Here is a 23,253-nt window from a genome sequence, read left to right as displayed (position 1 = left end):
GGCCAAAGATGGTGATCGATCCGGCGGTTTGCTTGCCCTTCCATGCCTAGCCGCCTATCTCAAAGGCTGGTTATGCAAAGGGGCTAGAATGTCAGAGGCCAAGCACGCACGGCTCGTTATCATCGGCTCGGGCCCGGCCGGCTATACCGCCGCCATCTACGCGGCGCGCGCCATGCTGGAGCCGGTGCTGATCGCCGGCCTGGAGCCGGGCGGCCAGCTGACCATCACCACCGACGTGGAGAACTATCCGGGCTTCGCCGAGGCGATCCAGGGGCCTTGGCTGATGGAGCAGATGCGCGGCCAGGCAGAGAATGTCGGCACGAAGATCGTCAACGACACCGTGGTGGAGGCCGACCTGAAAGTGCGCCCCTTCCGGCTGAAGCTCGACGGCGGCGATAGCTGGACGGCCGATGCGGTGGTGATCGCCACCGGAGCCAAGGCGCGCTGGCTGGGTCTGCCCTCCGAAGAGCGCTTCAAGGGCTTCGGTGTCTCCGCCTGCGCCACCTGCGACGGCTTCTTCTACAAGGGCAAGGACGTTCTCGTCATCGGCGGCGGCAACACGGCCGTGGAAGAAGCGCTGTATCTGTCGCATCTCGCCCGCAAGGTCACGCTCGTCCATCGCCGCGACGAGCTGCGTTCCGAACGCATCCTGCAGGAGCGCCTCTTCGCCGCACCGAACGTGACCATCCTCTGGGACAGCGTCCTGGACGAGGTTCTCGGCCAAGGCGGGTTTCCGCCGGCCGTCACCGGCGCGCGGATCAAGAACGTCAAGACCGGCGAGACGAGCGAGATCGCCGTGGACGGCATCTTCGTGGCCATCGGCCACGCACCCGCCGTGGAGCTCTTCAAGGATCAATTGAAGATGAAGCCGAACGGCTATCTGTGGACCGCGCCCGACTGCACGGCGACCGACATTCCCGGCGTCTTCGCCGCCGGAGACGTGACCGACGACATCTATCGCCAGGCCGTGACGGCCGCCGGCCAGGGCTGCATGGCAGCGCTGGAAGCGGAAAAGTTCCTGTTCGGGATTGAAGCGACAAGACAAGCAGCGGAATAAGGCGAGCGCTGCATTTTTCAGAATCGGTCTAGACTGATTGGGTGGGCTTCCGGATCGTGCCGATCCTGAAGGGGACAAGAATGGATTGGGATAAGCTGCGGATCTTTCACGCGGCGGCCGATGCCGGCTCGTTCACGCATGCAGGTGATGTGCTGAATATGAGCCAGTCGGCCGTGAGCCGTCAGGTCAGCGCCTTGGAGGCGGAACTCGGCGTGCCGCTCTTCCACCGCCATGCGCGCGGCCTCATTCTCACCGAGCAGGGCGAGCTGTTGATGCGCACCGCCCGCGAGGTGTTCCTGAAGCTTGAGCATACCCGCACCGAGCTGGCCGATTCCAAGGGTCAGCCCAGCGGTCCGTTGCGGGTCACGACCACGGTCGGGCTCGGCTCCACCTGGCTCGCCACGCGCGTGCACGAATTCATCGACCTTTATCCGCAGATCAATCTGCAGGTGGTGCTCGACGACGACGAGCTCGACCTCGCCATGCGCGAGGCCGATGTGGCGATCCGCCTGCGGGCGCCGACGCAGCCGGATCTCATCCAGCGCAAGCTGTTCACCGTGCATTTCCACGTCTACGCCGCACCGGAATATCTGAAGCGCTTCGGCCAGCCGAAAAGCACCAGCGATCTCGATAACCACCGAATCATCATCTACGGCGACAACGCCCCCGGCTATCTGCGGGACATGAACCTCCTGGTGACCAGCGGACGCGAGCCCGGCGAGACGGCGCGCACGCCGATCCTGACCGTCAACAACGTCGTGGCCATCCGCAAGGCGGTGGAGCGCGGCGTCGGCATCGCCATGCTGCCGGACTATCTGGTCAATCCCGCGCTCGGCCTGGTCACCGTCCTGCCGGAAGCCGAGGTGCCGGCCTTCGACACCTATTTCGTCTACCCGGAGGAGTTGCGCAATTCCGCCCGGGTGACGGTGTTCCGCGACTTCCTCATCGCCAACGCCAGGCGCTGGCAATTCTAAGAGTTTTTCGCCGCTAGCCGCGGGGCGGCCTTCCCTCCCCGCTCGCAAAGAGGAAGGAAGTCCGCCCCACCCCCGCGCGGCGGCCGCTCTTCAGGCCGCTTCCTGCCGGGCGCCTTTCAGGATGTCTTCGGCCAGCCTTCCATGCACCTCGGCCAGATGGTCGAAGGTGAAGGTGAAGGAGCCGACACCCTGGGTGGCTGAGCGCAGCTCGATGATGAGGTCGGCGATCTCCGCCTCCGGCAGCATCGCCTCCACCACGTCCCAGCCCTCCCAGCCGGGGCGCGCATCGAAGCCCATGAGCTGGCCGCGACGGCCGGAGACGATGGCGTTGGCCTTGGGCGTGGCCTCGCTCGGCACGGCGATCTCCACCTTCATTACCGGCTCCAGGAGGACCGGATCGCATTGCGGCAGGCCCTCACGCATCGCCAGGATCGCCGCCATCTTGAAGGCCTGCTCGGAGGAATCGACGCTATGGTACGAGCCGTCCGTCAGCGTGACGCCGACATCGACCACCGGAAAGCCGCCGAGCGGACCGTTCTGCAGCGCTTCCCTGGCGCCGGCCTCGACGGCGGAGAAATACTGCTTCGGCACCACGCCGCCGGAGATGGTGTCGGCGAAGGCGAAGCCCTCTCCGCGGCCGAGCGGGCGAATCTCCAGGACCACGTCACCGAACTGGCCGTGGCCGCCCGACTGCTTCTTGTGGCGCCCGCGCTGGGTGACGGAGCCGCGGATGGTCTCGCAATAGGGAACGGTGGCCGCGGCGGTCTCGATCGCCAGGCCGTTCTTGCCGGCAAGGCGCTCCAGGGCCACGCGCAGATGCATCTCGCCCTGGCCGCCGACCAGCGTCTCGCCGGTATCCTGACGATGCACGACGACAAGCGAGGGATCCTCCTCCACCAGCTTGGTGAGCGCGGCGGAGAGCTTCACCTCGTCCTTGCGCTCGCTCGGCTGAACCACCTTCTGCAGCACCGCCTGCGGCGGTTTCGGCGTTACAATCCTTGGCGCTTCGGTACCCTTGACGAGCAGGGTGTCGCCCGTCTGGGCGCTCTCCAGCTTGCCGAGGGCGACGGTCTCGCCGGCGTTCGCCGCGCCGCGCTTGGTCGCCTTCTGGCCCATCAGCTTGAAGATGCCGGAGACCTTGGCCGCACCATGCGGGCCTTCCAGCTCGGTCGCATCCTCCATCTTGCCGGCGAGGACACGGGCAAGAGAGAGCTTGCCGCCATGGGTGGTGTGGACGGTCTTCATCACCTGGGCGAGCGTGCCGGAGGCCGCATCGATGCCGAGGCGCGCCTGCGTGTCGGATATGTCGGGCGCCTCGTGGCGCAGCGCCTTCAACAGGCGCATGATGCCGTTGCCATTGGCGGCCGAGCCGAGGAAGACCGGGACGATCTCGCCGGCGCGCATCTCCGTGACGAGATCGGCAAAGACCGCGTCACGCGGCGGCTCGATATCCTCCAGCAACTGTTCCATCAGGGCGTCGTCGTGGTCGGCGAGCGATTCCAGCATGGAAAAGCGCGCCTCCTCGTAGCGCAGCCGGTCCATCTCGGCCATGTCCACGACCTCGCTCGGCGCGTGCTCGCGGTAAAGGAAGGCACGGTCGAGAGCGAGATCGACGAAGCCGACGGCGATGCCGTCCTGCCAGATCGGCATCTGCCGCAAGACCAGCGGCACCTCGGAGACCGGCTGCAGCATTTCCAGCGCGTCGCGCACGCTGCCGGAGGCCTTGTCGATCTTGTTGAAGAAGAGGAGACGGGGAATATTGCGCTCCTCCAGATGCTTCATCACCACCTGCAGGGCCGGGATCTTCTTCTCGTCAGGCTCGGCGACGACGATCGCCGCATCGACGCAGGCGAGCACCGGATCGGCCTCGTAGCCGAATTCCACCGAGCCGGGACAATCGAGGAAGCAATAGGGCTCGCCCATGAACTCGGTGGTGGCGCAATTCAGTTCCACGCTCATGGCATGGTCGCGCGCTTCCGGCGAAGCGTCGCCGACCGTATTGTGCGCCGTCACGGAGCCCGGCTTGTCGGTGGCGCCGGTGCGGAAGAGGATCTCCTCCAACAGGCTGGTCTTGCCGCTCGCGAAAGGGCCGACGATGGCGATGCATCGCGGCCCTGTGCGCCTTTCGTGCCCAGCATTGCCACTCATCCTGCCGCCTCCTTCCATGTCACGCGAGCCCCGCTGTCACATGAACGTTCTATCCCGCTCACCCGACCAAACGGATTGCCGCAGATCGTCTCAGCCGGCGAGAAGTTTGGCAAGTCTGCAACAGGTGGAAGCGGTTATGCGCCAGGCGCTTGATTTGGCCGTTGCCTGCGCGCATGGTTCCTCCTCACGATCGCGGCAGACGGGGTGTTTCGGATATGCGGGCAAGCTTCATTCTCGGCCTTCTCGGCGGCATCATCGGCCTGTCGCCGGTGACGGCGCCGGCAAGCGCAGCCGACCTGCAGCGCAGCTACGATGCGAGCATCTACGGGGTGAGCGCCCCAGCCGATCCGAGCATCTGCGAGGAGCCCTGGGTGCTGAACTACATCGCCAAGCGTTTCGCCTGGGCGGAGCAGAACACCTGGCAGCGTGGCTTCGTCATCAACACGCTCCTCAATCCCCGCCTCAGCTACGTTAGCGGCACCGCTCCGGCGCGCATTCTCGCCGAGCATTGCACGGCCGACGCGGTGATGACGGACGGAACCACGCGCGATGTCTATTATATCGTCGAGAAGGGCATGGGCCTTGCCTCCATCGGCGATGGCGTCACCTTCTGCGTCCTCGGCCTCGACCCGTGGCGCGTCTACGACGCCGATTGCCGGACCGTGCGCTAGAGGCTCCAGGGTCGTGAGACCCGCCAGTCACCGGCGCGCGCGCGGCCTTTCCGGCGGCTGCGCGCTGCTGGCGCTGTCGCTTCTGGCCGCCCCCGCTACGGCGCAGGAAACGGCGACCTTCAAGGACTGGTCGGCGCGCTGCGCGGCGGATGATGGCTGCCGCGCCGAGACGAAGGGAACTTCGACCGGGCTCGGCATCGACCGCGCCGCCGACGAAGACGGCTATTTCATCCGCTTCGATTTTTCCGATCCCCTGCCCGACCCGCAGCGACCGCTGACGCTTCTCGTCGACGGCGAGAAAATCGTGCTTGCCGCCAATCGCGGCTGGGTGCTGACGGGCGAGGCGGGACGCAGCTTCGTGACCGGCGATGCCGGGCTGCGCCAGAAGGCGCTTCAGGCCATGCTGCAGGGAGATCAGCTCATCGTCGAATATATCGACGTGACCGGCGAGCCGCGGCGTCAGCTGTTTTCGCTGTCGGGCCTGTCGGCTTCGCTCTTGTGGATCGAGGACAGGATGGGTCTTGTCGGCAGGGAGCGCGTCGCCATCGCGCCGCAAGGCCTGCCGGAGAGCGGCGCCGGCGCGGCCGAAACGATCAAGCAGGCCTCCATCGAAGCCTCCGGGCTGCCGGAGGCGATCCTTCACCGGCACATGACGGGCAGCGATTGCGAGGCGCCCGACACCGAGCTGATGCGCGAGATACCGATCGAAGTGGCACAGGTGAGCGAGACGGCCATCGTCTACGCCATTCCCTGCACGGTCGGCGCCTACAATGTCAGCTACCGGCTCTATCTGCGCGAGACCGGCGAGATCGGCGGCGCGCGCACCCTCTACTTCCCGGAATGGTCGCGGACGTTCGGCTGGAGCGGCACCGACCTGCTCTTCAATATCAGCCTTGAGGGGCCGCGGCTTTCCGCCTTCGCCAAGGGGCGCGGGCTGGGCGATTGCGGCACGCAGGCCGACTTCACCTTCATCGACTATCACTACCGGCTCGATCGCTACGCCGCGGAGGAGGCATGCGAGGGCCGCCAGCCGCAGGACTGGCCGGTGATCTTCCGCTACGCAGATTAGGGCGTGTTGTCAGCCGGTCTCTGCCAGGCCAGGCGGACGCACCGGCGGAGGCGCGGCGAAACAGACAAAAGCCGCAACGAAAAAGCCCGGCCAGAGGCCGGGCTTCGACGCTTGCGATAGCGCGATTGGGTCAGAACTTGTAGCCGACGCGCGCGCGGATCGAATGCGAATCGAGGTCAGCCCCGGTCGGCGCAGCAAGGCTGAAGGTCTTATCCTCGTAATCGGTGTAGCGATATTCCACGCCCGCCGTGATGTTCTCGGTCACCAGCGCCTCGGCGCCAAGACCGGCGGTCCAACCCCAATGGGTATTGCTATCGCTGACGCCGCCGGCGCTCGCTTCCACCTCGCTCAGCGCCACACCACCGGTGGTGTAGAGCAGGAAGGTATCGAGCGCGATACCGGCACGGGCGCGCACGGAGCCGGCCCAGTTCTGATCGACCGACAGGCCGGCCGTAGAGCCGCTGACACCGGAAAGGAGCGCATCGCCTTCCAGGCCAACGACGAAATTGTTGAATTGGCGCTGCACGCCAACATAGATGCCGCCATCCACGCCATCCACATCGGGATCGGGACCGGGAACCTCGCTTTCACCAGTCGAATAGCCGAGCATGGCGCCGAGATAGAAACCGGACCAATCGGTGATGGGACCGGCGGTCGTGACGACCGGTGCCGGAACCGGCTCAGGGGTCGCCAGATCGGCGGCCAACGCAGGGCCGGCGAGGAAACTCAACGCAGCGGCAAGAACCAGGGGTTTTTGCACAGATACCTCCACTTCTCCGAATGCCTAAACGCGCAAGGCGCGCCTTGGTTCCAGAATTTCCTATTCAGAGATTGTGATCGCGCGTCGCAGAAAAAAGGGTGAAAACGAGACGATTCCGTGATGAAGCGTTAACGTGGCGTAGACGACACAACCTCTTCTCCCACCAGCTGTTAAGCGCCTGTCTGCGCCCCGGCTGTGCGATTTCTCACACGCCATTCGACCGGCTATATGTCCCGACCGTGACCGTACCGATCTCCATCTTCATCATCACCCGCAACGAGGCCGACCGCATCGGCGCGACCCTGGCGGCGGTGCGAGGGCTGTCCGACGATATCGTCGTCGTCGATTCCGGCTCCACCGACGGCACACAGGCGCTGGCGGAGCGGCTCGGGGCGCGCCTGGTGCATCATGATTGGATCGGCTTCGGACCGCAGAAGCGATTCGCCGAGGAAGCCTGCCGGCACGATTGGGTGCTCAACCTCGATGCCGACGAAGTGCCGCAACCTGAGCTCGTCGGCGCCATCAGCGCCCTCTTCGAGGAGGGCGAGCCACCGCTCAGCTTCTATCGGCTGAACATCGTCACGGTCTATCCAGGCCAGAGCCAGCCGCGATTCTGGGCCGATTTCGTCACACCGGTACGCCTCTACGACAAGCGCGTCGGACGCTATTCCTCCAGCCTGACCGATGACCGCGTTGTCGATGGCGGGGCACCGAGCGCCCTGCTCGAGGGGGCCGTCTGGCATTTTTCCTTCCGCTCCTTCGACCATATCGGCCGCAAACTCGCCGGCTATTCGCAGCTCCAGACGGTCGAAAAGGCCGGGCGGCGCTCGCCCCTCCTTCTGCGCCTCAGGCTCGGCGTGGAATATCCGCTGCAATTCGCCAAATTCTTCATCGGCCGCCGCCACTGGACCGGCGGGCTGGTCGGACTGCGCTACGCCCATGAAGTCGCGCGCGCCAAACGCCAGCGGATCGGGACGATGATGCAGGCACGGCTCGGCAAGCCGGCTCAAACGGTCGAAGATCGATGAGGCCGGGGCTGTTGACGGGGCGCGCGCAGCCTATATCCACGACGTGCCGCCGCTAACCGGTTACCCTCGCCGATGCTAAGTCTCTTCGTTCTCGTCTCCGGTCTCGTGCTATTGATGGTCGCCGCCGACATTCTGGTGCGCGGCTGCGTGGCGCTGGCGGAGCGTCTACACGTTCCACCCCTGGTCATCGGCCTCACCGTCGTCGCCTTCGGCACCTCCGCGCCGGAGCTCGTCGTCTCCCTGCAGGCGGGCTTCGCCGGCTCCAGCGGCATCGCCATCGGCAACGTCGTCGGCTCCAACATCGCCAACATCCTGCTCGTCCTCGGCCTGCCCTCGCTCATCCGCACCACGATGGTGGACGCGACGGGCCTGAAGCGTAACTTCGCGCTGATGCTGGCCGTCACCTGCCTTTTGATCGCCATGTGCTGGGACGGCTCGCTCAGTCATTTCGACGGCCTCTTGCTGCTTTTCTTGTTCATGCTCTTCTTCCTGATGCAGTTCGCGGCGGCGCAGAAGGCACGGCGCGGCCGCGACCTGCTCGATATTCCCGATGTCAGCCTGTCGGTCCCGGTCGCGGTGGTCTTCGCCATCGGCGGGCTTATCGCCCTGCCCTTCGCCGCCGACCTCGTCGTGGACAGCGCCATCGCCCTCGCCCAGCAGCTCGGCCTTTCGGAGACGATCATCGGCATCACCATCGTCGCGGTCGGCACCTCCCTGCCGGAGCTCGCCGCCGGGCTGATGTCCGCCTGGCGCGGCCACAGCGACATGACGCTCGGCAACGCCATCGGCTCCAACATCTTCAACATCCTCTTCATTCTGGGCGTCACGGCGACGATCGTGCCGCTCTCCGTGCCGTCGGACTTCATGCATTACGAGGTGTGGGCAATGCTTGCCGCCTCACTGGTGCTCATCCCCTTTCTCGGCCTGCGCCTGCCGATCGGAAGGCTGGCGGGCGTCTTCATGGTCCTCCTCTATGGCGGGCTCATCTGGGGCGCCATCGCCATGCCCTGGGCTTGAGACGTGGTGATGACGGAAAAAGACGCGCCCGTGGCGCTGGTGACGGGCGGGGCGAAACGGATCGGCCGCGCCATCTGCCAGGACCTCGCCGCGCATGGCTGGCGTGTCGCCATCCATTGCCGCGCCTCGCGCGATGAGGCGGAGGAACTCGCCGGGGAAATTGTCAGAAACGGCGGCGAGGCGGCGGTGGTCGCAGGCGACCTTTCCGATATGGCGTCGGTCGAAAGCCTGCTGCCGCAGGCGCGCCAGGCGCTCGGGCCGGTCAGCCTCCTCGTCAACAACGCCGCGCTCTTCCTTCCCGACACGCCCTCGACGCTGGAAGCGGAGGTCTGGGATCGGCAATTCGCCGTCAATCTGCGCGCGCCCCTTTTTCTGGCGCGCGCTTTCGCCGCCGAGCGCGGCGAGGATGACGAAGGGCTCATCGTCAACATGATCGACCAGCGCGTCCTGCGCCCAACCGGCGACATGGCCTCCTATACGCTCGCCAAATCAGCCCTGTGGACGGCGACGCAGACGCTCGCCCAGGCGCTGGCGCCGAACATCCGCGTCAATGCCATCGGCCCGGGCCCGACGCTGCCCAATCCGCATGACGGCGAGGAGGGCTTTGAGCGCGAAGTGCAGGCGACGCTTTTGAAGCGTTCGGTCTTCCTGGCCGATTTCGGCCGCACGATCCGCTATCTTTGGGAGACGCGCTCCGTCACCGGCCAGCTCATCGCCCTCGATAGCGGCCAGCATCTGGTGCGTGGCTAGCTCACCGTTCGACAAGGAGAGCCGCATGGACGTCGCGATGATCGGCCTCGGCAGGATGGGATCGGGGCTTGCGCGCCGGCTGATGGCGGCGGGCCACAGCCTGCATGTCTTCAATCGCAGCCGCGACAAGGTGGACGAACTGGCGCGCGAGGGCGCGCGGCCGCTCTCGGCGCTGGAGGACGTCGTCACCCTGCCAGCGCCGCGCACCGTCTGGGTGATGCTGCCGCATGGGGCGCCGACAAGCGCCACCATCGCCGCGCTCGCCGACATTCTGGAAGCGGGCGATTGCGTCATCGACGGCGGCAATTCCTATTACAAGGAAGACATCGCCCGCACGGCGGCGCTCGCCGGGCGGGGCATCCAGTTTCTCGATATCGGCGTTTCGGGCGGCATCGGGGGCGAGAGCGAAGGCTATTGCCTGATGATCGGCGGGCCGCGGGAGGAGGTGGAGCGGCTCGATCCCATCTTCGCGGCGCTGGCGCCCGGCACCGGCGAGACGCCGGAATCGGAGGGACGCGAGGGCCGCGATCCGCGTCCGGCGCGCGGCTACATGCATTGCGGGCCCTCCGGCGCCGGACATTTCGTCAAGATGATCCACAACGGCATCGAATACGGGCTGATGCAGGCCTATGCGGAGGGCTTTGAGATCCTGCGCAACGCCGACGCGGCGAGCCGGCCGGAGGCGGCGCGCTACGAGCTCGATTGCGCCGATATCGCCGAGGTCTGGCGGCGCGGCTCCGTCGTCCGCTCCTGGCTTTTAGACCTCGCGGCCCTGGCGCTGGCCAAGGATCCCGGGCTGGAAGCCTTTCGCGGCCATGTCGCCGATTCCGGCGAGGCGCGCTGGACGCTGGAAGCGGCCATCGAGGAAGAGGTCTCGGCGGCGACGATCGCCGCGGCGCTCTTCGCCCGCTACCGCTCGCGGCGCGACAGCACTTTCGGCGAAAAGCTCTTATCGGCGCTGAGGGCCGAGTTCGGCGGGCATATCGAGGGCGGCGGCAAGCAAAGCTGAGCCAAGCCGAGAAGGGTGCGAAGGACGCGCCGAGCGCCTATCTTCAACAAGATCATGGACGACGTCATCCGCGACCAGGCGACCCCCCAAGAGCCCGACCAGAAAGAGGCGGAAGCGGCCGAGGCGCGGCCGGCCGCCGAGCCCGTCTCCGGCATCGCCTTCGAGGAACTGCCCACCGCCGAGCCCGGCGCGGCGGTGATCGCGGCCGCCGCGCGCACGCTGCCCAACGCGCCCGGCGTCTACCGGATGATCAACGCGCAGGGCCAGGTGCTCTATGTCGGCAAGGCGCGCAGCCTGAAGAAGCGTGTCGTCTCCTATACCAGGCTCGGCGGGCAGAACAACCGCATCGCCCGGATGATCGGCGCGACGGCGGCGATGGACTTCGTGCGCACCCGCACGGAGACCGAGGCGCTGCTTCTGGAAGCCAACCTCATCAAGCGCCTGCGCCCGCGCTTCAACGTGCTTCTGCGGGACGACAAATCGTTCCCGTATATCCTGATCACGCGCGACCACGAGGCGCCGATGATCCTCAAGCATCGCGGCGCGCGCAAACGCAAGGGCGAGTATTTCGGCCCCTTCGCCTCGGCCGGCGCGGTGGGGCGGACCATCAACGCCCTGCAGAAGGCCTTCCTCATCCGCTCGTGCACCGATGCGGTCTATGAGAGCCGCACCCGCCCTTGCCTGCTCTACCAGATCAAGCGCTGCGCGGCGCCCTGCACCGGCGAGATCGACCTTGAAGCCTATGGCAAGCTGGTGGAGGAGGCGGAAGCGTTTCTCTCCGGCAAGAGCCGGGCGGTGCGCGCGGAGCTGGCAGAGGAGATGGAGAAGGCCTCCGCGGGGCTCGATTTCGAGCGCGCCGCGCTTTATCGCGACCGGCTCGCCGCCCTCTCCCACATCCAGGCGCATCAGGGCGTCAATCCGCAATCGGTGGAGGAGGCGGACGTCTTCGCCATCCATCAGGAAGGCGGCATGGCCTGCGTGCAAGTCTTCTTCTTCCGCACCGGCCAGAACTGGGGCAACCGCGCCTATTTCCCCAAGGCCGACAAGAGCCTTGAGCCGGCGGCGATCCTCCAGGCCTTCCTCGCCCAGTTCTACGACGACAAGCCGGTGCCGAAGCTCGTCCTCGTCTCGCACGAGTTGGAGGAGCGCGAGCTTCTCGCCGAGGCGCTGTCGGAGCGGGCCGGAAGGCGGGTCGCCGTCAACCTGCCGCGGCGGGGCGAGAAGCGCGAGCTTGTGGAGCACGCCCTCACCAATGCCCGCGAGGCGCTGGGGCGCAAGCTGGCGGAAACCTCCAGCCAGGCGCGGCTCCTGAAGGCGCTCGGCGAAACCTTCGGGCTGGAGCGAACGCCGGAGCGCATCGAGGTTTACGACAACAGCCACATCATGGGCGCCAACGCCGTCGGCGGGATGATCGTGGCGGGCCCCGAAGGCTTCTCCAAGCCGCATTACCGCAAGTTCAACATCCGCTCGGAGGAGCTGACGCCCGGCGACGATTTCGGCATGATGCGCGAGGTCTTGAGGCGTCGTTTCTCGCGCCTTCTGAAGGAAGCGGGACCGCGCCCTCAGGAAGGCCTTGAGGGCAACGGAGACGCCCTGCCCGCCTGGCCGGACCTCGTCCTCATCGACGGCGGCAAGGGCCAGCTCTCCGCCGCCAAGGCGGTTCTGGAAGAGCTCGGCATTAAGGGCCTGCCGCTCGTCTCCATCGCCAAGGGCCGCGACCGCGACGCCGGTCGCGAGACCTTCCACATTCACGGCCGACAGCCCTTCATGCTGCCGCGCCGCGATCCGGTGCTGTATTTCGTGGAGCGGCTGCGCGACGAGGCGCATCGTTTCGCCATCGGCTCGCATCGGGCGCGGCGCAAGAAGGCGATGGCCGCCAATCCGCTCGACGAGATCGCCGGCATCGGCCCGACGCGCAAGCGTGCCCTCCTACGCCATTTCGGCACGGCAAAAGCCGTCAGCCGTGCCGGCATGGAGGATCTGATGGAGGTCGACGGCATCTCCGAGCAGATGGCGGAGGCGATCTACGACCATTTCCACGAGCAATCCGGATGAGACGATACGTCGCTCGTCGCCAAGGCGCGGCGCCGCACCGCCAACCACCGAAGCGTCACAGGGCTTTGATAGCGACGCAGTTGACTTATCTTGCCCAGGAGAGAACAAGCTGAGGCCATGAGCATGGAAGCGCACGAGGCGGCGCGGAGCCCTCAGATTCAGGCGCTGACGATACCGAATATCCTGACCTACGGGCGGATCGCGGCGGCGCCGCTCGTCGGCGCGACCTTCTTCATCCCAGGCGATGCGGGCCCGTGGATCGCCTTCGTCATCTTCGTCGTCGCTTCCGTGACCGATTATTTCGACGGCTATCTCGCCCGCATCTGGGAGCAGCAATCGGCACTCGGGCGCATGCTCGATCCCATCGCCGACAAGCTCCTGGTGGCCGTTTCCATCCTCGTCCTCGTCGCCGACGGCATGCTCGCCGGATGGTCTATCTGGGCCGGCATCATCATCCTGATGCGCGAGATCCTGGTCTCCGGCCTGCGCGAGTTTCTGGCGGAGCTGCGCGTCAGCGTGCCGGTCACCAAGCTCGCCAAGTGGAAGACGACGCTGCAGCTCGTCGCCATCGCCGCGCTGCTCATCGCGCCCGCGCTGCAGGGCGCCAAGAGCGGCTTCATCATCAATACCGGGCTTGCCTTCTTCTGGGTCGCCGCGCTCGTCACCCTCTATACCGGCTACGATTATTTCCGCGCCGGGCTGAAGCATCTCGTCAAGGAATGAGCCAACGCGAATGAGCCTCGACCTTCGTTATTTCGCCTGGGTGCGCGAGCGCATCGGCCATGCCGAGGAGACCGTCGAGCCGCCGGCCGAGATCGCCACGGTCGGCGAGCTGATCGCCTGGCTGTCGGCCCGCGACGAAGGCTATGCCGCAGCCTTCGCCGTGCCGGAAGTCATCCGCGCCGCGCGCGATCAGGAGCATGTGGAACACGACGCGCCGATCGAAGGGGCGCGGGAAATCGCGTTCTTTCCCCCTATGACCGGCGGCTGAGCCGCTTGCGGCCCCCATGACCGGCGGCTGAGCCGCCTGCGGCCCCCCATGACCGGCGGCTGAGCCGCCGACTTCTCGAATAGGAGTCGGCCGGGTGTTTGCGCTACCATGGCGTCAGCTGCGTCGGAGCGCTAAGAAACCGATTCATGTCGTGCACAATCCGAATCCGCATCCAGCGCGAAGCCTTTGATACCGAATCGGAAACCGCCTTTCTGACCGGGGGGCGCAAGGATGTCGGCGCCACCGTCGCCTTTACCGGCCTGTGCCGCGACGAAGGCGGCACGCTGAAGGCGCTTCACCTGGAACATTATCCCGGCATGGCGGAGGCGGAGATCGGCCGCATCGCCGAGCAAGCGGCCGAGCGCTGGCAGCTCGCCGGCCTAACGGCCGTGCATCGCTACGGCCGGCTTGCGCCGGGCGAGCCCATCGTCCTCGTCGTCGCCGCCGCCACCCACCGAAAGGCCGCCTTTGAGGCCGCGTCCTTCCTCATGGACTACCTGAAGACCCGCGCGCCCTTCTGGAAGAAGGAAGAGCGCAGCGACGGATCTAAAGGCGAATGGGTGGAGGCAAAGGAAGCGGACGACGAGGCGGCGGCGAGGTGGAGGTCGACAAACGGCAAATGAAAAGGGCGCCGCGGCGCCCTTCCCTGTTGTCTCATCGAAAGCCGCGCCTCAGCCGGCGGCGACCAGCTTTTCAGGCACCTCGCTCGCCGGCATGACGGCAACGAGGTAATCCTTTAACATCGTCTCGCAGATCTCGCCCGGCGTGAAACGATAGGGGCCAATCTCGGAGACAGGCGTCACCTCGGCCGCCGTGCCGGTGATGAAGCATTCCGAAAAGCCTTCCAGCTCGTCCGGCATGATGCGCCGCTCCACCACTTCCCAGCCGCGGGCACGGGCCAATTCGATCGCCGTGCGCCGGGTGATGCCGTCCAGGAAACAATCGGCGATCGGCGTGTGGATGACGCCGTCCTTGACGAAGAAGATATTGGCGCCCGTGCATTCGGCCACCCGGCCCTGCCAGTCCAGCATCATCGCATCGGCATAGCCCTTGGCCTCGGCGGCGTGCTTGGAGATGGTGCAGATCATGTAAAGGCCGGCCGCCTTGGACTTCACCGGCGCCGTCGCCGGGTCCGGCCGGCGGTAGGCGGCGATGTCGAGGCGAATGCCCTTCAGCCGCTCCTCAGGATCGAAATAGGAGGGCCATTGCCAGGCGGCGACGGCGACGTTGATCTTGTTCTTCTGCGCCGAGACGCCCATCATCTCGCTGCCGCGCCAGGCGACCGGGCGGAGATAGGCGTCGGTGAAGCCGTTGATCTGAAGCACCTGGCGCTTGGCCTCCTCGATCTCGTCGACCGAATAGGGCAGCTTGAAATCCAGCACCCTGGCGGATTCGTGCAGGCGCTCGGTATGTTCGCGGCTTTTGAAGATGACGCCGCCATAGGCGCGCTCGCCCTCGAAGACCGAGCTGCCATAATGCAGGCCATGGGTCAGTACGTGCACCTTCGCATCGGCCCAGTCGACGAACTCGCCGTTGAACCAGATCTTGCCGGTCATCTGATCGAAGGGAACGCCTGCCATCTTATTCTCCTGCCCGTCGCGCTCCGATTGCTTTCGGCAGCGCATATTGTAAGGTCTGGCGGCAACGGAAAGCTCGTCGGAAGAGCTCTTGGCCGTGTGCATCGACCATACCCGAACTGAGCATCCTGCGTAACTACCGGCGAAAAATATGTCAATATGGCTGACATAATCTCCCATCCGCGCAGCCGCATTGCCGCAGGGCGAGAGCCCGCCGACGGGCCCGACCTGTCCCATGGCGCGGGGGACGATATCATCGAGCTTCTCTTCTTCGCCTATCGCGACTTCATCTCCGACCCGGATCAGATTCTGGCCGATTTCGGCTTCGGGCGCGCCCATCACCGCGTCTTGCATTTCGTCGACCGCCATCCGGGCATGCGCGTCGCCGATCTCCTCGACATCCTGAAGATCACCAAGCAAAGCCTTGGGCGCGTCTTGAAGCAGCTCATCGATGGCGGCTTCATCGTCCAGAAGCCCGGCGCCATGGATCGGCGCGAGCGGCTGCTGTTCGCCACCTGCAAAGGCGCCGAGCTGGCGGCGCGCCTGCGCGAGCCACAATCTCGCCGAATCCGCGCAGCATTGGCCGGTCTCAGCCCCGAGGCGCACCGGCAGGTGGCCGATTTCCTGCTCGCCATGGTCAACGAGAGCGAGCGCCAGGACGTCGCCGATCGGGTCTACGAGAATGAAAGGCCGAGGCCATGAACCTTGCCGCTGAGGTGGAGCCGACGGAATTGCCCGACGATGCCGCCCACCTCCTGGTCATCGACGACGACAGCCGCATCCGCTCGCTGCTTTCGCGCTTTCTGCAGAACGGCGGCTACCGGGTCACCGTCGCCGCCTCCGCGGAGGAAGCGCGCCGGCATCTGGCGGGCATGTCCTTCGACCTTCTCATCGTCGATGTGATGATGCCGGGCGAGAACGGCATGGATCTCGTCGCCAGCCTGCGCAAGAGCGACGACGTGCCCATCCTGATGCTGACGGCGCGTTCGGAAGCGGAAAGCCGCGTGCGCGGCCTGGAGCTCGGCGCCGACGATTATCTCGCCAAGCCGTTCGAGCCGCGCGAGCTCCTGCTTCGCATCAGCAACATCCTGAAGCGCGGCGTCTCTGCCACGGTGCGCGAGGTGGAATTCGTCCGCTTCGGCCCGTTCACCTTCCACTTTCACCGCAAGGAGCTGCGGCGCGGCAACGAGCCGGTACGCCTGACCGACCGCGAGCGCGAGATGCTCCTTGCCTTCGCCCAACGCCCCGGCGAGACGGTGCCGCGACACGAGCTTCTTTCGACTTCCGATGCCAGTGGCGAGCGCACCGTCGATGTGCAGGTCAACCGGCTGAGACGCAAGATCGAAGCCGACCCTTCCAATCCGATCCATCTGCAGACGGTGAGAGGCATCGGCTATCGACTTCTGGTCGACTGACCGCAACGCCATGGCGGAGCCGAAGCGTCATCACCGGCTGGCCGCCGTTTTCGCGCCCGTGCGGGACTGGGCCGCCAGACTTGGCGCCTATGCCTCGCATCCGGCGGTGCGGCGGGCGCGCCGCCGCTTGAAGCGCATCCGCCCGTTTTTCGGGCTCAGCGAGCGGCTGATGCGCAGCCTGCCCAAGGGGCTTTACGCCCGCTCCATCCTCATTGTCGTCACCCCCATCGTCATCCTGCAGGCGATCGTCGCCTATGTCTTCATGGAACGGCACTGGGCGCTGGTGACGGAGCGGCTCTCGGCGGCGCTGGCGGCTGATATCGCCGCGCTCGTCGCCATTATCGAGCGCTACCCGCACGAGGAGAATTACGCCGACGTCACGCGGCTCGCCGCCGACACCTTCGGTCTCACGGTCTCCATCCTGCCGGCCGGGCCCCTGCCCCCGCCAGCGCCCAAGCCGTTCTTCTCGCTGCTCGACCGCACCCTGTCGGAGAAGATCACCGGCTATATCCGCCGCCCGTTCTGGATCGATACGGTGGGCAATTCCGATCTCGTGGAAATCCGCATCAAACTGGACGAGGTCACCTTGCGCGCCTTCGCCCCGCGCCGGCGCGCCTACGCTTCCAATTCGCACATCTTCCTCGTCTGGATGGTGGGCAGCGCCCTCATCCTTCTGGCGATCGCGCTGCTCTTCCTGCGCAACCAGATCCGCCCCATCGTGGCCCTCGCTCATGCCGCCGACAGTCTAGGCAAGGGACGGCCGGTGGAGGACTTCAAGCCGCGCGGGGCCCGAGAGGTGCGCCAGGCGAGCCAGGCCTTCCTGGACATGCGCGAGCGCATCGAGCGGCAGATCCAGCAGCGCACGACCATGCTGTCGGGCGTCAGCCACGACCTTCGGACCATTCTCACCCGCTTCCGTCTGGAACTGGCGCTGCTGCCGGAAAGCGACGAGACGCGCGCCATGCAGGCCGATATCGCCGAAATGAGCTCCATGCTGGAGGATTATCTCGCCTTCGCCCGCGGCGACAGCAGTGAGGAGACGGAGGCCGTGGAACTGCCGGAGCTGCTGGATTCGCTCGCCGACAAGACGCGCCGCAACGGCGACAAGGTGGCCGTGCGCTTTCTCGGCGAGCCGGAAATCCACGTGCGCCCGATGGCGTTTGCCCGCTGCCTGTCCAACCTTCTCACCAACGCCGCCAAATACGCCGACTATGTGGAGCTTTCCGCCCGCCACTATGACGGCATCCTGGAGGTGACCATCGACGACGACGGGCCGGGCATCCGCGACGAGGACAAGGAGGCCGTGTTTCGGCCCTTCTTCCGCCTGGACCATGCGCGCAACGTCGATGTCGCCGGCACGGGGCTCGGTCTGGCGATCGCCCGCGACATCGCCCGCGGCCATGGCGGCGATATCGAGCTGGCCGACAGCCCGCTCGGCGGCCTCAGGGCCATCGTGACGATCCCGGCGTAAGCCGCATCAGGGCCTCAGAAGAGCCGGCCTCCCAGCGGCACATCGAGATCGGGCTTCAGCATGACGACCTCGTTTTCGCCGTCGGGCACGCCGAGGGTCAGGACCTCCGACATCATCGGGCCGATCTGGCGGGGCGGGAAATTCACGACGGCAAGGACCTGCCGGCCGATCAGCGCCTGCGGCTCGTAATGCTTGGTAATCTGCGCCGACGACTTCTTGCGGCCGATCTCCTCGCCGAAATCGATGACCAGCCGCAGGGCCGGCTTGCGCGCCTCGGGAAAGGGCGCAGCCTCGACGATGCGGCCGACGCGGATATCGACCTTCAGGAAATCGTCAAAGGAGATGATCGGTGCCGGCCCCTCAGTCATTGGGGCCATAAACCCCGGCCGGGCGCGGCCCGCCTTCGGGCCGAGGCGGAGAGTTCGCCCCGCGCCCGCCGCGGCCGCTATGGCGGCTCGGTCCCCAGCCCGGCAGAAGGCTCGCCAGCCGGTCGATGCGCATCACCGTCCTCTCGCCGGCGCGCAGCTCCTTGTCGAGCGCGGCCATAGTGCGGGCATGGCCCGGATCGTCGTCCTTCAGCCAGGTACGCAGCACCCGCGCGAAGATGAAGGCAAGGCCCTGCGCCCGCACCAAACCGGCCGGACCGGAGGCGTTGATGCCGGCGGCGTTGAGCATCCAGGCCATGGAGGTGACGAGAAGGCGATTGAGCTCGGCGGCAAAGAGCGGATCGCGGCGCGCCGCGCGGCCGAGACCGGCGATCGCGCCCTTGTGCGGCTCAAGTGCCTCCAGGCGCGCGAAGAGGATATCGAAAAGGCGCTCGCGCAGGCTTTCCTCCGCCATCTCCGGATCGATACCGGACAGCACGGTGCGATCGGTGCGGCGCATGAAATCGGCAAGAATGTCGATGCGGCCGTCATAGGCCTCGCGCAGCTGGGTCAGCGTGACGCCAGCCTGCTCGGCGATGTCGGAGAGGGAGACGCGCTCCCAGTCGCGCTCGGCGGCAAGCGTCAGAGCGGCGTTGACAATCTTTTCGCGGGTCTTGGCTGTGGCCATGTCGAAGCTCCTTCCCGCAACTTAGATAGGAAGCGCCAGCCGGCGACAAGACGTGCGAAAATGCCGCATTGCGCGGTCTTGCGCTCAGCCGAGCTCCTCGGAGCGGCGCTTTGCGGCGGCAACCGCCCGGCGCATGAGATCGCCAAGGCCGTCCTCGGCCATCAAGACCTTGAGAGCCGCCTCGGTCGTGCCACCCGGCGAGGTGACGTTCTCGCGCAGCTTGCCGGCGGCGAGCGACGAGCCGGCGAGCAGCGCCCCGCCGCCAATCACCGTCTGGCGGGCGAGGCGCATCGCCATTTCGGCCGGCAGCCCGGCGGCCTCGCCGGCATCGGCCATCGCCTCGACGAGGTGAAACACATAGGCCGGGCCGGAGCCAGAAACCGCGGTGACGGCATCCATCAGCCCCTCATCCTCCGCCCAGGCGATCTCGCCAGTGGGTAACAGCAATTGATCGACGAGATCGCGATCCTCCGCCGTGGCGCGCCGATTGGGCACCGCCACGGCCATGCCGGCACCCACCTGGCTCGGCGTGTTGGGCATGACGCGCACGATGCGGGACGCCTCGCCGAGGCCATTTTCAAGTCGGTCCAGCCGGATGCCGGCGGCCACCGAGACGAAGAGACAGGCCGGCGCAAAGGCGGCCAGCTCCGGCAGGACGATATCCATCTGCTGCGGCTTGACGGCGAGGACCGCAACGCGCGGCACCCCGTGAGAATCGGATGCCTTGTCGATGAAGCGCGCGCCCTGCGCGGCCAGCTCGGCGCGGCGCGCCTCCGGCAAACCGGGATCGAGAATGACGGCGCTCTCGCCCGCAAGACCGGCGGCGAGCCAGGCATCCAGCATGGCGCCGCCCATCCGCCCCGCCCCGACCAGGAGAAGAGGGCCGAGACCGCCCAGGCTCACGTCACGCCTCGCCGAGCGTCTCAAACAGGACCTGGCCGAGCGCTTCCTCCGGCGACTTGCCGGCCCAGATGACGAATTGGAAGGCTTGGTAGTAACGCTCGCAGGCCTCCAGAGCGGCCACGAGCAGGCCTTCGAGCTGCGCCGTGTTGACCTCCGCTCCCTCCGAGAGGAGCAGGGCGCTGCGATACATGATCACCCCTTCGGCCTGCCAAAGGTCGAAATGGCCGATCCAGAGCTGCTCGTTGACGAGAGCCAGGAGACGCATGATCTCCGGCTTGCGCCGCTCCGTGACGCGGAAATCGAAGGCCGCCGCCAGATGCAAGGCTTCCAGCTCCTCCATCCAGGAAATGGAGATATTGTAGTCGCAGAAGCTACCGACGATGGAGACGGTGATCTCGTCCTCACCGGAGCGATCGAAGCTCCAGTCATGGCTGCTGGCAATCTGTTCTACCAGATCGACGAGATCTGCCGCCGCTGCGGTCTGAAAGTCGAGTAGGCTCATGAAGGGCCCTCGCGTCTTGTGGGGTGGCAAGGCGGTTGCGGCGATAAAGAACTTACAAGAATCGGCAGCTCCTTTACGAGGTTAGCCTTGAGAACACGCGTGTCGATTTAATGACGAAGCGAATCTCTTTCGATTCCAAATATATAATAGGAGCGTCGCGGCAAAAGGCCGAGAAAGGGCCGAGCCGGGTTTTCCACGGCTCTCGCCCGGCGGCGCGGGACGCTCGGCACGCCGCCAGCATGCGCGGCCGACAATAACCTAAGGCGCAGGCTGCCGCGGGATGCGCCTTTTCGCGCCAGTTCAGCGATGGCGGCCGGCTTCAGTCGGCAACGACGGGCCGATCCTCGTCCGCCGACACGCGCGCTTCCAGAGCCGCAACGCGCCGCTCCAGAGCCTCGTTCTCGGCGCGCGCCTTCAGCGCCATGTCGCGGACGATCTCGAACTCTTCGCGCTGCACCATGTCGAGCTCCGACATGAAGCGCTCAAGCTGCGAGCGCATCGCCGTCTCCACCTCGCGGCGCATGCCCTGCGCGACGCCCGCAGCATCCGTCATCAGCTTGGCAAACTCGTCCATCAGGCGATTGTTGGTCTGCGTCATGGTGGTTCCTTCCGGTAGGACCGGCAGCATCGGCGAGGCCGTCCGGCTTGGCGTTCCAGGCCGTGGGGCAAACTCGCTCCGCATCCACGTCCTCGCCCAACTGATATATGCGTCGACCGCCGGCTCGCAAGCGCAGCCTCCGTCGCGGCCTTAAAGGCGACACGGTTGACCCACCTTCTCTTTCAGAGCAAGGCTCCGCGCGCCCCACTTGCCCAACGATCGGCCGGTATCCTGCATGAATCTACTCGTCCTGCCCTTCCCGCAGATCGATCCGGTCGCCCTCGCCGTCGGACCGGTGGAGATTCGCTGGTATGGGCTCGCCTATTTCGTCGGCATCCTGATCGGCTGGTGGTATGCGCGCCGCCTGCTCGACAATCGGCGCCTGTGGGCGGGCGAAAAGCCGGCGCTGACGCGAAACGACCTCGACGATTTCATCCTTTGGGGCACGCTCGGCATCATCCTCGGCGGGCGACTCGGCTATGCCATCTTCTACGAGCCGGACCATTATCTCAGCGACCCGATGGCGTTCCTGCGGCTGTGGGAAGGCGGCATGGCCTTCCATGGCGGCCTTCTCGGCATCGTCGTGGCGATGATCCTCTTCGCCTGGCGGCGCGGCTTCAGCGTCCTGTCGCTCTTCGACGTCATCGCCGCGGCCGTGCCTTTCGGCCTTTTCTTCGGCCGTCTCGCCAACTTCATCAACGGCGAGCTTTATGGGCGCGTCTCCGACGTGCCCTGGGCGATGGTGTTCCCGCATGGCGGCGAGCTACCGCGCCATCCGAGCCAGCTCTACGAGGCGGCGCTGGAGGGGCTTTTCATGTTTCTCATCCTAAGGCTGATGACGCATGCCTTGCGCAGCCTGCGCTTTCCCGGGCTCACCGGCGGCACTTTTCTGGCGCTCTACGGAGCCTTCCGCATATTCGTCGAATTCTTCCGCCAGCCAGACCCGCAGCTCGGCTTCATCGCCTCCTTCCTGACGATGGGTATGATTCTGTCCATTCCTATGATTCTCATCGGCCTTGGCGCCGTCTTCTACGCTCTCTCCCGCCGGTCCCAACAAGCGGAGCCGCGGACGTGACGGTGGCAGAGACGAGCCGCCTGGAGGCCAGGCTGAAACAACTCATCGGCGCCAACGGCCCGATGAGCATCGCCGCCTGGATGGCGCATTGCCTGGCCGACGAGGCGGCGGGCTATTATCGCAGCGGCGCACCGATCGGCGCCGGCGGAGACTTCATCACCGCCCCGGAGGTGAGCCAGATGTTCGGCGAGATCATCGGCGCCTGGCTGATCGAACGGTGGCGCGCGGAAGGCGCGGCGGAGGCCGTCAACCTGGTGGAGCTCGGCCCGGGCCGCGGCACGCTGATGGCCGACATTCTGCGCGTGGCGAGGCTCGATCCGCACTTCGCCGCCGCCATCTCGGTGCATCTGGTGGAAAGCAGCCAGACGCTGCGCAAGGCACAGAGGGCGGCGCTCGCCGATTTCGCCGGACCGAAGGACTGGCACGAGAACATTGACACCGTTCCCGGCGGGCCGACCTTCCTGGTGGCGAACGAGTTTTTCGACGCCCTGCCAATGCGCCAGTTCGTCTTCTGCGACGGCGACTGGGCGGAACGGGTGATCGGCATCAACGCAAAGGGCGAATTCGCCTTCGGCCTCGGCCCCGGCCGGCCGGAGCGCGCGCCGCAGGGCGCCGCGCATGGCGACGTCTTCGAGGAGCGACCGGCGGCGGCCGCGATCGCCGGCGAGATCGCAGCGCGCATCGCCGAAGCCGGCGGGGCGGCACTTTTCGTCGATTACGGCCATGCCGAGCCCGGCTTCGGCGACACGCTGCAGGCCGTCCGTCGGCATCAATTCGCCGACCCGCTGCAAGCGCCGGGCGAGATGGATCTGACCGCGCATGTCGATTTCGCCGCCCTCGCCGAGGCCGCCGAGGCCGCCGGGGCCGCCGCGCACGGGCCGATGTTCCAGGGTGAGTTCCTGCTTCGCCTCGGCCTTGCCGAGCGCGCCGGACAGCTCGGCGCCGGGCGCAACCAAGCCGATCAGGAGAGCCTGCGCGCCGACGTGGTTCGCCTCGCCGCGCCGGAGGAGATGGGCACGCTCTTCAAGGTGCTGGCTTTGACGCGCCCCGGCGCGGCGCCACCGCCCTTCGATGACGTCTGAGCCGGCAGGCCGCGCCAGGAGGACTTGACGCCATGCATCTTGCGCCCT

Annotated in this window: 25 protein-coding genes; 17 read left to right on the top strand and 8 right to left on the bottom strand. The window is 66.4% G+C overall.

The genetic code is table 11. The features are described from left to right. The first annotated feature begins 88 nt into the window (after positions 1-88). Entirely contained in the window at positions 89-1,057 is a 969-nt protein-coding gene (gene trxB / locus Q331_RS0112635) for a thioredoxin-disulfide reductase (RefSeq protein WP_026380981.1), read from the top strand. Positions 1,058-1,137: 80 nt separating this feature from the next. Further along, entirely contained in the window at positions 1,138-2,031 is an 894-nt protein-coding gene (locus Q331_RS0112630) for a LysR family transcriptional regulator (RefSeq protein WP_026380980.1), read from the top strand. Between the two features lie 90 nt (positions 2,032-2,121). Here Q331_RS0112630 and Q331_RS0112625 read toward each other — a convergent pair whose 3' ends face one another. Beyond that, positions 2,122-4,179, bottom strand: coding sequence for an elongation factor G (locus Q331_RS0112625; protein ID WP_026380979.1), 2,058 nt, complete (start codon positions 4,177-4,179; stop codon positions 2,122-2,124). Positions 4,180-4,394: 215 nt separating this feature from the next. Here Q331_RS0112625 and Q331_RS23930 point away from each other — a divergent pair, with 215 nt between their 5' ends. Then, positions 4,395-4,850 carry a hypothetical protein gene (locus Q331_RS23930; protein WP_051631120.1) on the top strand — a complete coding sequence of 152 codons (456 nt, stop codon included), beginning with the start codon at positions 4,395-4,397 and terminating at the stop codon, positions 4,848-4,850. 13 nt (positions 4,851-4,863) lie between these two features. Beyond that, entirely contained in the window at positions 4,864-5,919 is a 1,056-nt protein-coding gene (locus Q331_RS21465; RefSeq protein WP_026380978.1) for a DUF1176 domain-containing protein, read from the top strand. 130 nt (positions 5,920-6,049) lie between these two features. Here the strand turns inward: Q331_RS21465 and Q331_RS21460 are convergent, their stop codons facing one another. Beyond that, positions 6,050-6,679 (bottom strand): outer membrane protein, encoded by a 630-nt coding sequence (locus tag Q331_RS21460; protein ID WP_169738502.1) that lies wholly within the window; start codon positions 6,677-6,679, stop codon positions 6,050-6,052. 239 nt (positions 6,680-6,918) lie between these two features. Between Q331_RS21460 and Q331_RS21455 the strand changes: the two genes are divergently transcribed. The 8 genes from Q331_RS21455 to Q331_RS0112570 all read left to right on the top strand — a co-directional run bounded on the left by Q331_RS21455 (position 6,919) and on the right by Q331_RS0112570 (position 14,152). Next, on the top strand, positions 6,919-7,707 hold the full coding sequence (locus tag Q331_RS21455) for a glycosyltransferase family 2 protein (protein ID WP_034492031.1): 789 nt from the start codon (positions 6,919-6,921) through the stop codon (positions 7,705-7,707). A gap of 72 nt (positions 7,708-7,779) precedes the next feature. Next, positions 7,780-8,724 carry a calcium/sodium antiporter gene (locus Q331_RS0112600; protein WP_026380977.1) on the top strand — a complete coding sequence of 315 codons (945 nt, stop codon included), beginning with the start codon at positions 7,780-7,782 and terminating at the stop codon, positions 8,722-8,724. A 9-nt stretch (positions 8,725-8,733) separates the two neighbouring features. Next, positions 8,734-9,474: an SDR family oxidoreductase gene (locus Q331_RS0112595; RefSeq protein ID WP_026380976.1), complete on the top strand. Its 741-nt coding sequence runs from the start codon at positions 8,734-8,736 to the stop codon at positions 9,472-9,474. Between the two features lie 25 nt (positions 9,475-9,499). Further along, entirely contained in the window at positions 9,500-10,483 is a 984-nt protein-coding gene (gnd, locus tag Q331_RS0112590) for a phosphogluconate dehydrogenase (NAD(+)-dependent, decarboxylating) (protein WP_026380975.1), read from the top strand. Between the two features lie 54 nt (positions 10,484-10,537). Further along, positions 10,538-12,538 (top strand): excinuclease ABC subunit UvrC, encoded by a 2,001-nt coding sequence (gene uvrC, locus Q331_RS21450; RefSeq protein WP_034492029.1) that lies wholly within the window; start codon positions 10,538-10,540, stop codon positions 12,536-12,538. A gap of 117 nt (positions 12,539-12,655) precedes the next feature. Then, positions 12,656-13,261, top strand: coding sequence for a CDP-diacylglycerol--glycerol-3-phosphate 3-phosphatidyltransferase (pgsA, locus tag Q331_RS0112580; RefSeq protein ID WP_245615640.1), 606 nt, complete (start codon positions 12,656-12,658; stop codon positions 13,259-13,261). Between the two features lie 10 nt (positions 13,262-13,271). After that, positions 13,272-13,529 carry a molybdopterin converting factor subunit 1 gene (moaD, locus tag Q331_RS0112575; RefSeq protein WP_026380973.1) on the top strand — a complete coding sequence of 86 codons (258 nt, stop codon included), beginning with the start codon at positions 13,272-13,274 and terminating at the stop codon, positions 13,527-13,529. 146 nt (positions 13,530-13,675) lie between these two features. Then, positions 13,676-14,152, top strand: coding sequence for a molybdenum cofactor biosynthesis protein MoaE (locus tag Q331_RS0112570; protein WP_026380972.1), 477 nt, complete (start codon positions 13,676-13,678; stop codon positions 14,150-14,152). A gap of 48 nt (positions 14,153-14,200) precedes the next feature. On the opposite strand, the gene Q331_RS0112565 is transcribed toward Q331_RS0112570, so the two are convergent. Then, a complete protein-coding gene (locus tag Q331_RS0112565; RefSeq protein WP_026380971.1) occupies positions 14,201-15,109 on the bottom strand; it encodes a branched-chain amino acid aminotransferase in 909 nt (302 codons plus the stop codon). Between the two features lie 156 nt (positions 15,110-15,265). Here Q331_RS0112565 and Q331_RS0112560 point away from each other — a divergent pair, with 156 nt between their 5' ends. The 3 genes from Q331_RS0112560 (at position 15,266) to Q331_RS0112550 (ending at position 17,992) form a co-directional block, all read left to right on the top strand. Further along, positions 15,266-15,808, top strand: a complete 543-nt coding sequence (locus Q331_RS0112560; protein WP_026380970.1) for a MarR family winged helix-turn-helix transcriptional regulator — start codon at positions 15,266-15,268, stop codon at positions 15,806-15,808. After that, entirely contained in the window at positions 15,805-16,521 is a 717-nt protein-coding gene (locus Q331_RS0112555; RefSeq protein ID WP_051631118.1) for a response regulator, read from the top strand. The genes Q331_RS0112560 and Q331_RS0112555 overlap by 4 nt, the downstream gene beginning before the upstream one ends. Positions 16,522-16,690: 169 nt before the next feature. Continuing rightward, positions 16,691-17,992, top strand: a complete 1,302-nt coding sequence (locus Q331_RS0112550) for an ATP-binding protein (protein ID WP_051631124.1) — start codon at positions 16,691-16,693, stop codon at positions 17,990-17,992. A gap of 14 nt (positions 17,993-18,006) precedes the next feature. On the opposite strand, the gene Q331_RS0112545 is transcribed toward Q331_RS0112550, so the two are convergent. The 5 genes from Q331_RS0112545 to Q331_RS0112525 form a co-directional block, all read right to left on the bottom strand. Continuing rightward, positions 18,007-18,360 (bottom strand): tRNA-binding protein, encoded by a 354-nt coding sequence (locus Q331_RS0112545; RefSeq protein WP_026380967.1) that lies wholly within the window; start codon positions 18,358-18,360, stop codon positions 18,007-18,009. Next, positions 18,353-19,045: a TetR family transcriptional regulator gene (locus tag Q331_RS21445; RefSeq protein WP_051631117.1), complete on the bottom strand. Its 693-nt coding sequence runs from the start codon at positions 19,043-19,045 to the stop codon at positions 18,353-18,355. The genes Q331_RS0112545 and Q331_RS21445 overlap by 8 nt, the downstream gene beginning before the upstream one ends. Positions 19,046-19,129: 84 nt before the next feature. Continuing rightward, on the bottom strand, positions 19,130-19,948 hold the full coding sequence (gene proC, locus Q331_RS0112535; protein ID WP_026380966.1) for a pyrroline-5-carboxylate reductase: 819 nt from the start codon (positions 19,946-19,948) through the stop codon (positions 19,130-19,132). Between the two features lies 1 nt (position 19,949). Next, on the bottom strand, positions 19,950-20,450 hold the full coding sequence (locus Q331_RS0112530) for a type III secretion system chaperone family protein (RefSeq protein ID WP_026380965.1): 501 nt from the start codon (positions 20,448-20,450) through the stop codon (positions 19,950-19,952). A 319-nt stretch (positions 20,451-20,769) separates the two neighbouring features. Next, positions 20,770-21,048: an accessory factor UbiK family protein gene (locus Q331_RS0112525; protein ID WP_026380964.1), complete on the bottom strand. Its 279-nt coding sequence runs from the start codon at positions 21,046-21,048 to the stop codon at positions 20,770-20,772. A 235-nt stretch (positions 21,049-21,283) separates the two neighbouring features. On the opposite strand from Q331_RS0112525, the gene lgt reads away from it, so the two are divergent. Continuing rightward, the gene (gene lgt, locus Q331_RS0112520; protein WP_026380963.1) at positions 21,284-22,123 is read left to right on the top strand and encodes a prolipoprotein diacylglyceryl transferase; all 840 of its coding nucleotides are present in this window, start codon (positions 21,284-21,286) and stop codon (positions 22,121-22,123) included. Further along, on the top strand, positions 22,120-23,205 hold the full coding sequence (locus Q331_RS0112515; RefSeq protein ID WP_026380962.1) for a class I SAM-dependent methyltransferase: 1,086 nt from the start codon (positions 22,120-22,122) through the stop codon (positions 23,203-23,205). The genes lgt and Q331_RS0112515 overlap by 4 nt, the downstream gene beginning before the upstream one ends. The last annotated feature ends 48 nt before the right edge of the window (positions 23,206-23,253 follow it).

Source organism: Afifella pfennigii DSM 17143 (genome assembly GCF_000688515.1).
Taxonomy (GTDB): domain Bacteria; phylum Pseudomonadota; class Alphaproteobacteria; order Rhizobiales; family Afifellaceae; genus Afifella; species Afifella pfennigii.
This window is presented reverse-complemented; position numbering and strand designations above follow the sequence as displayed.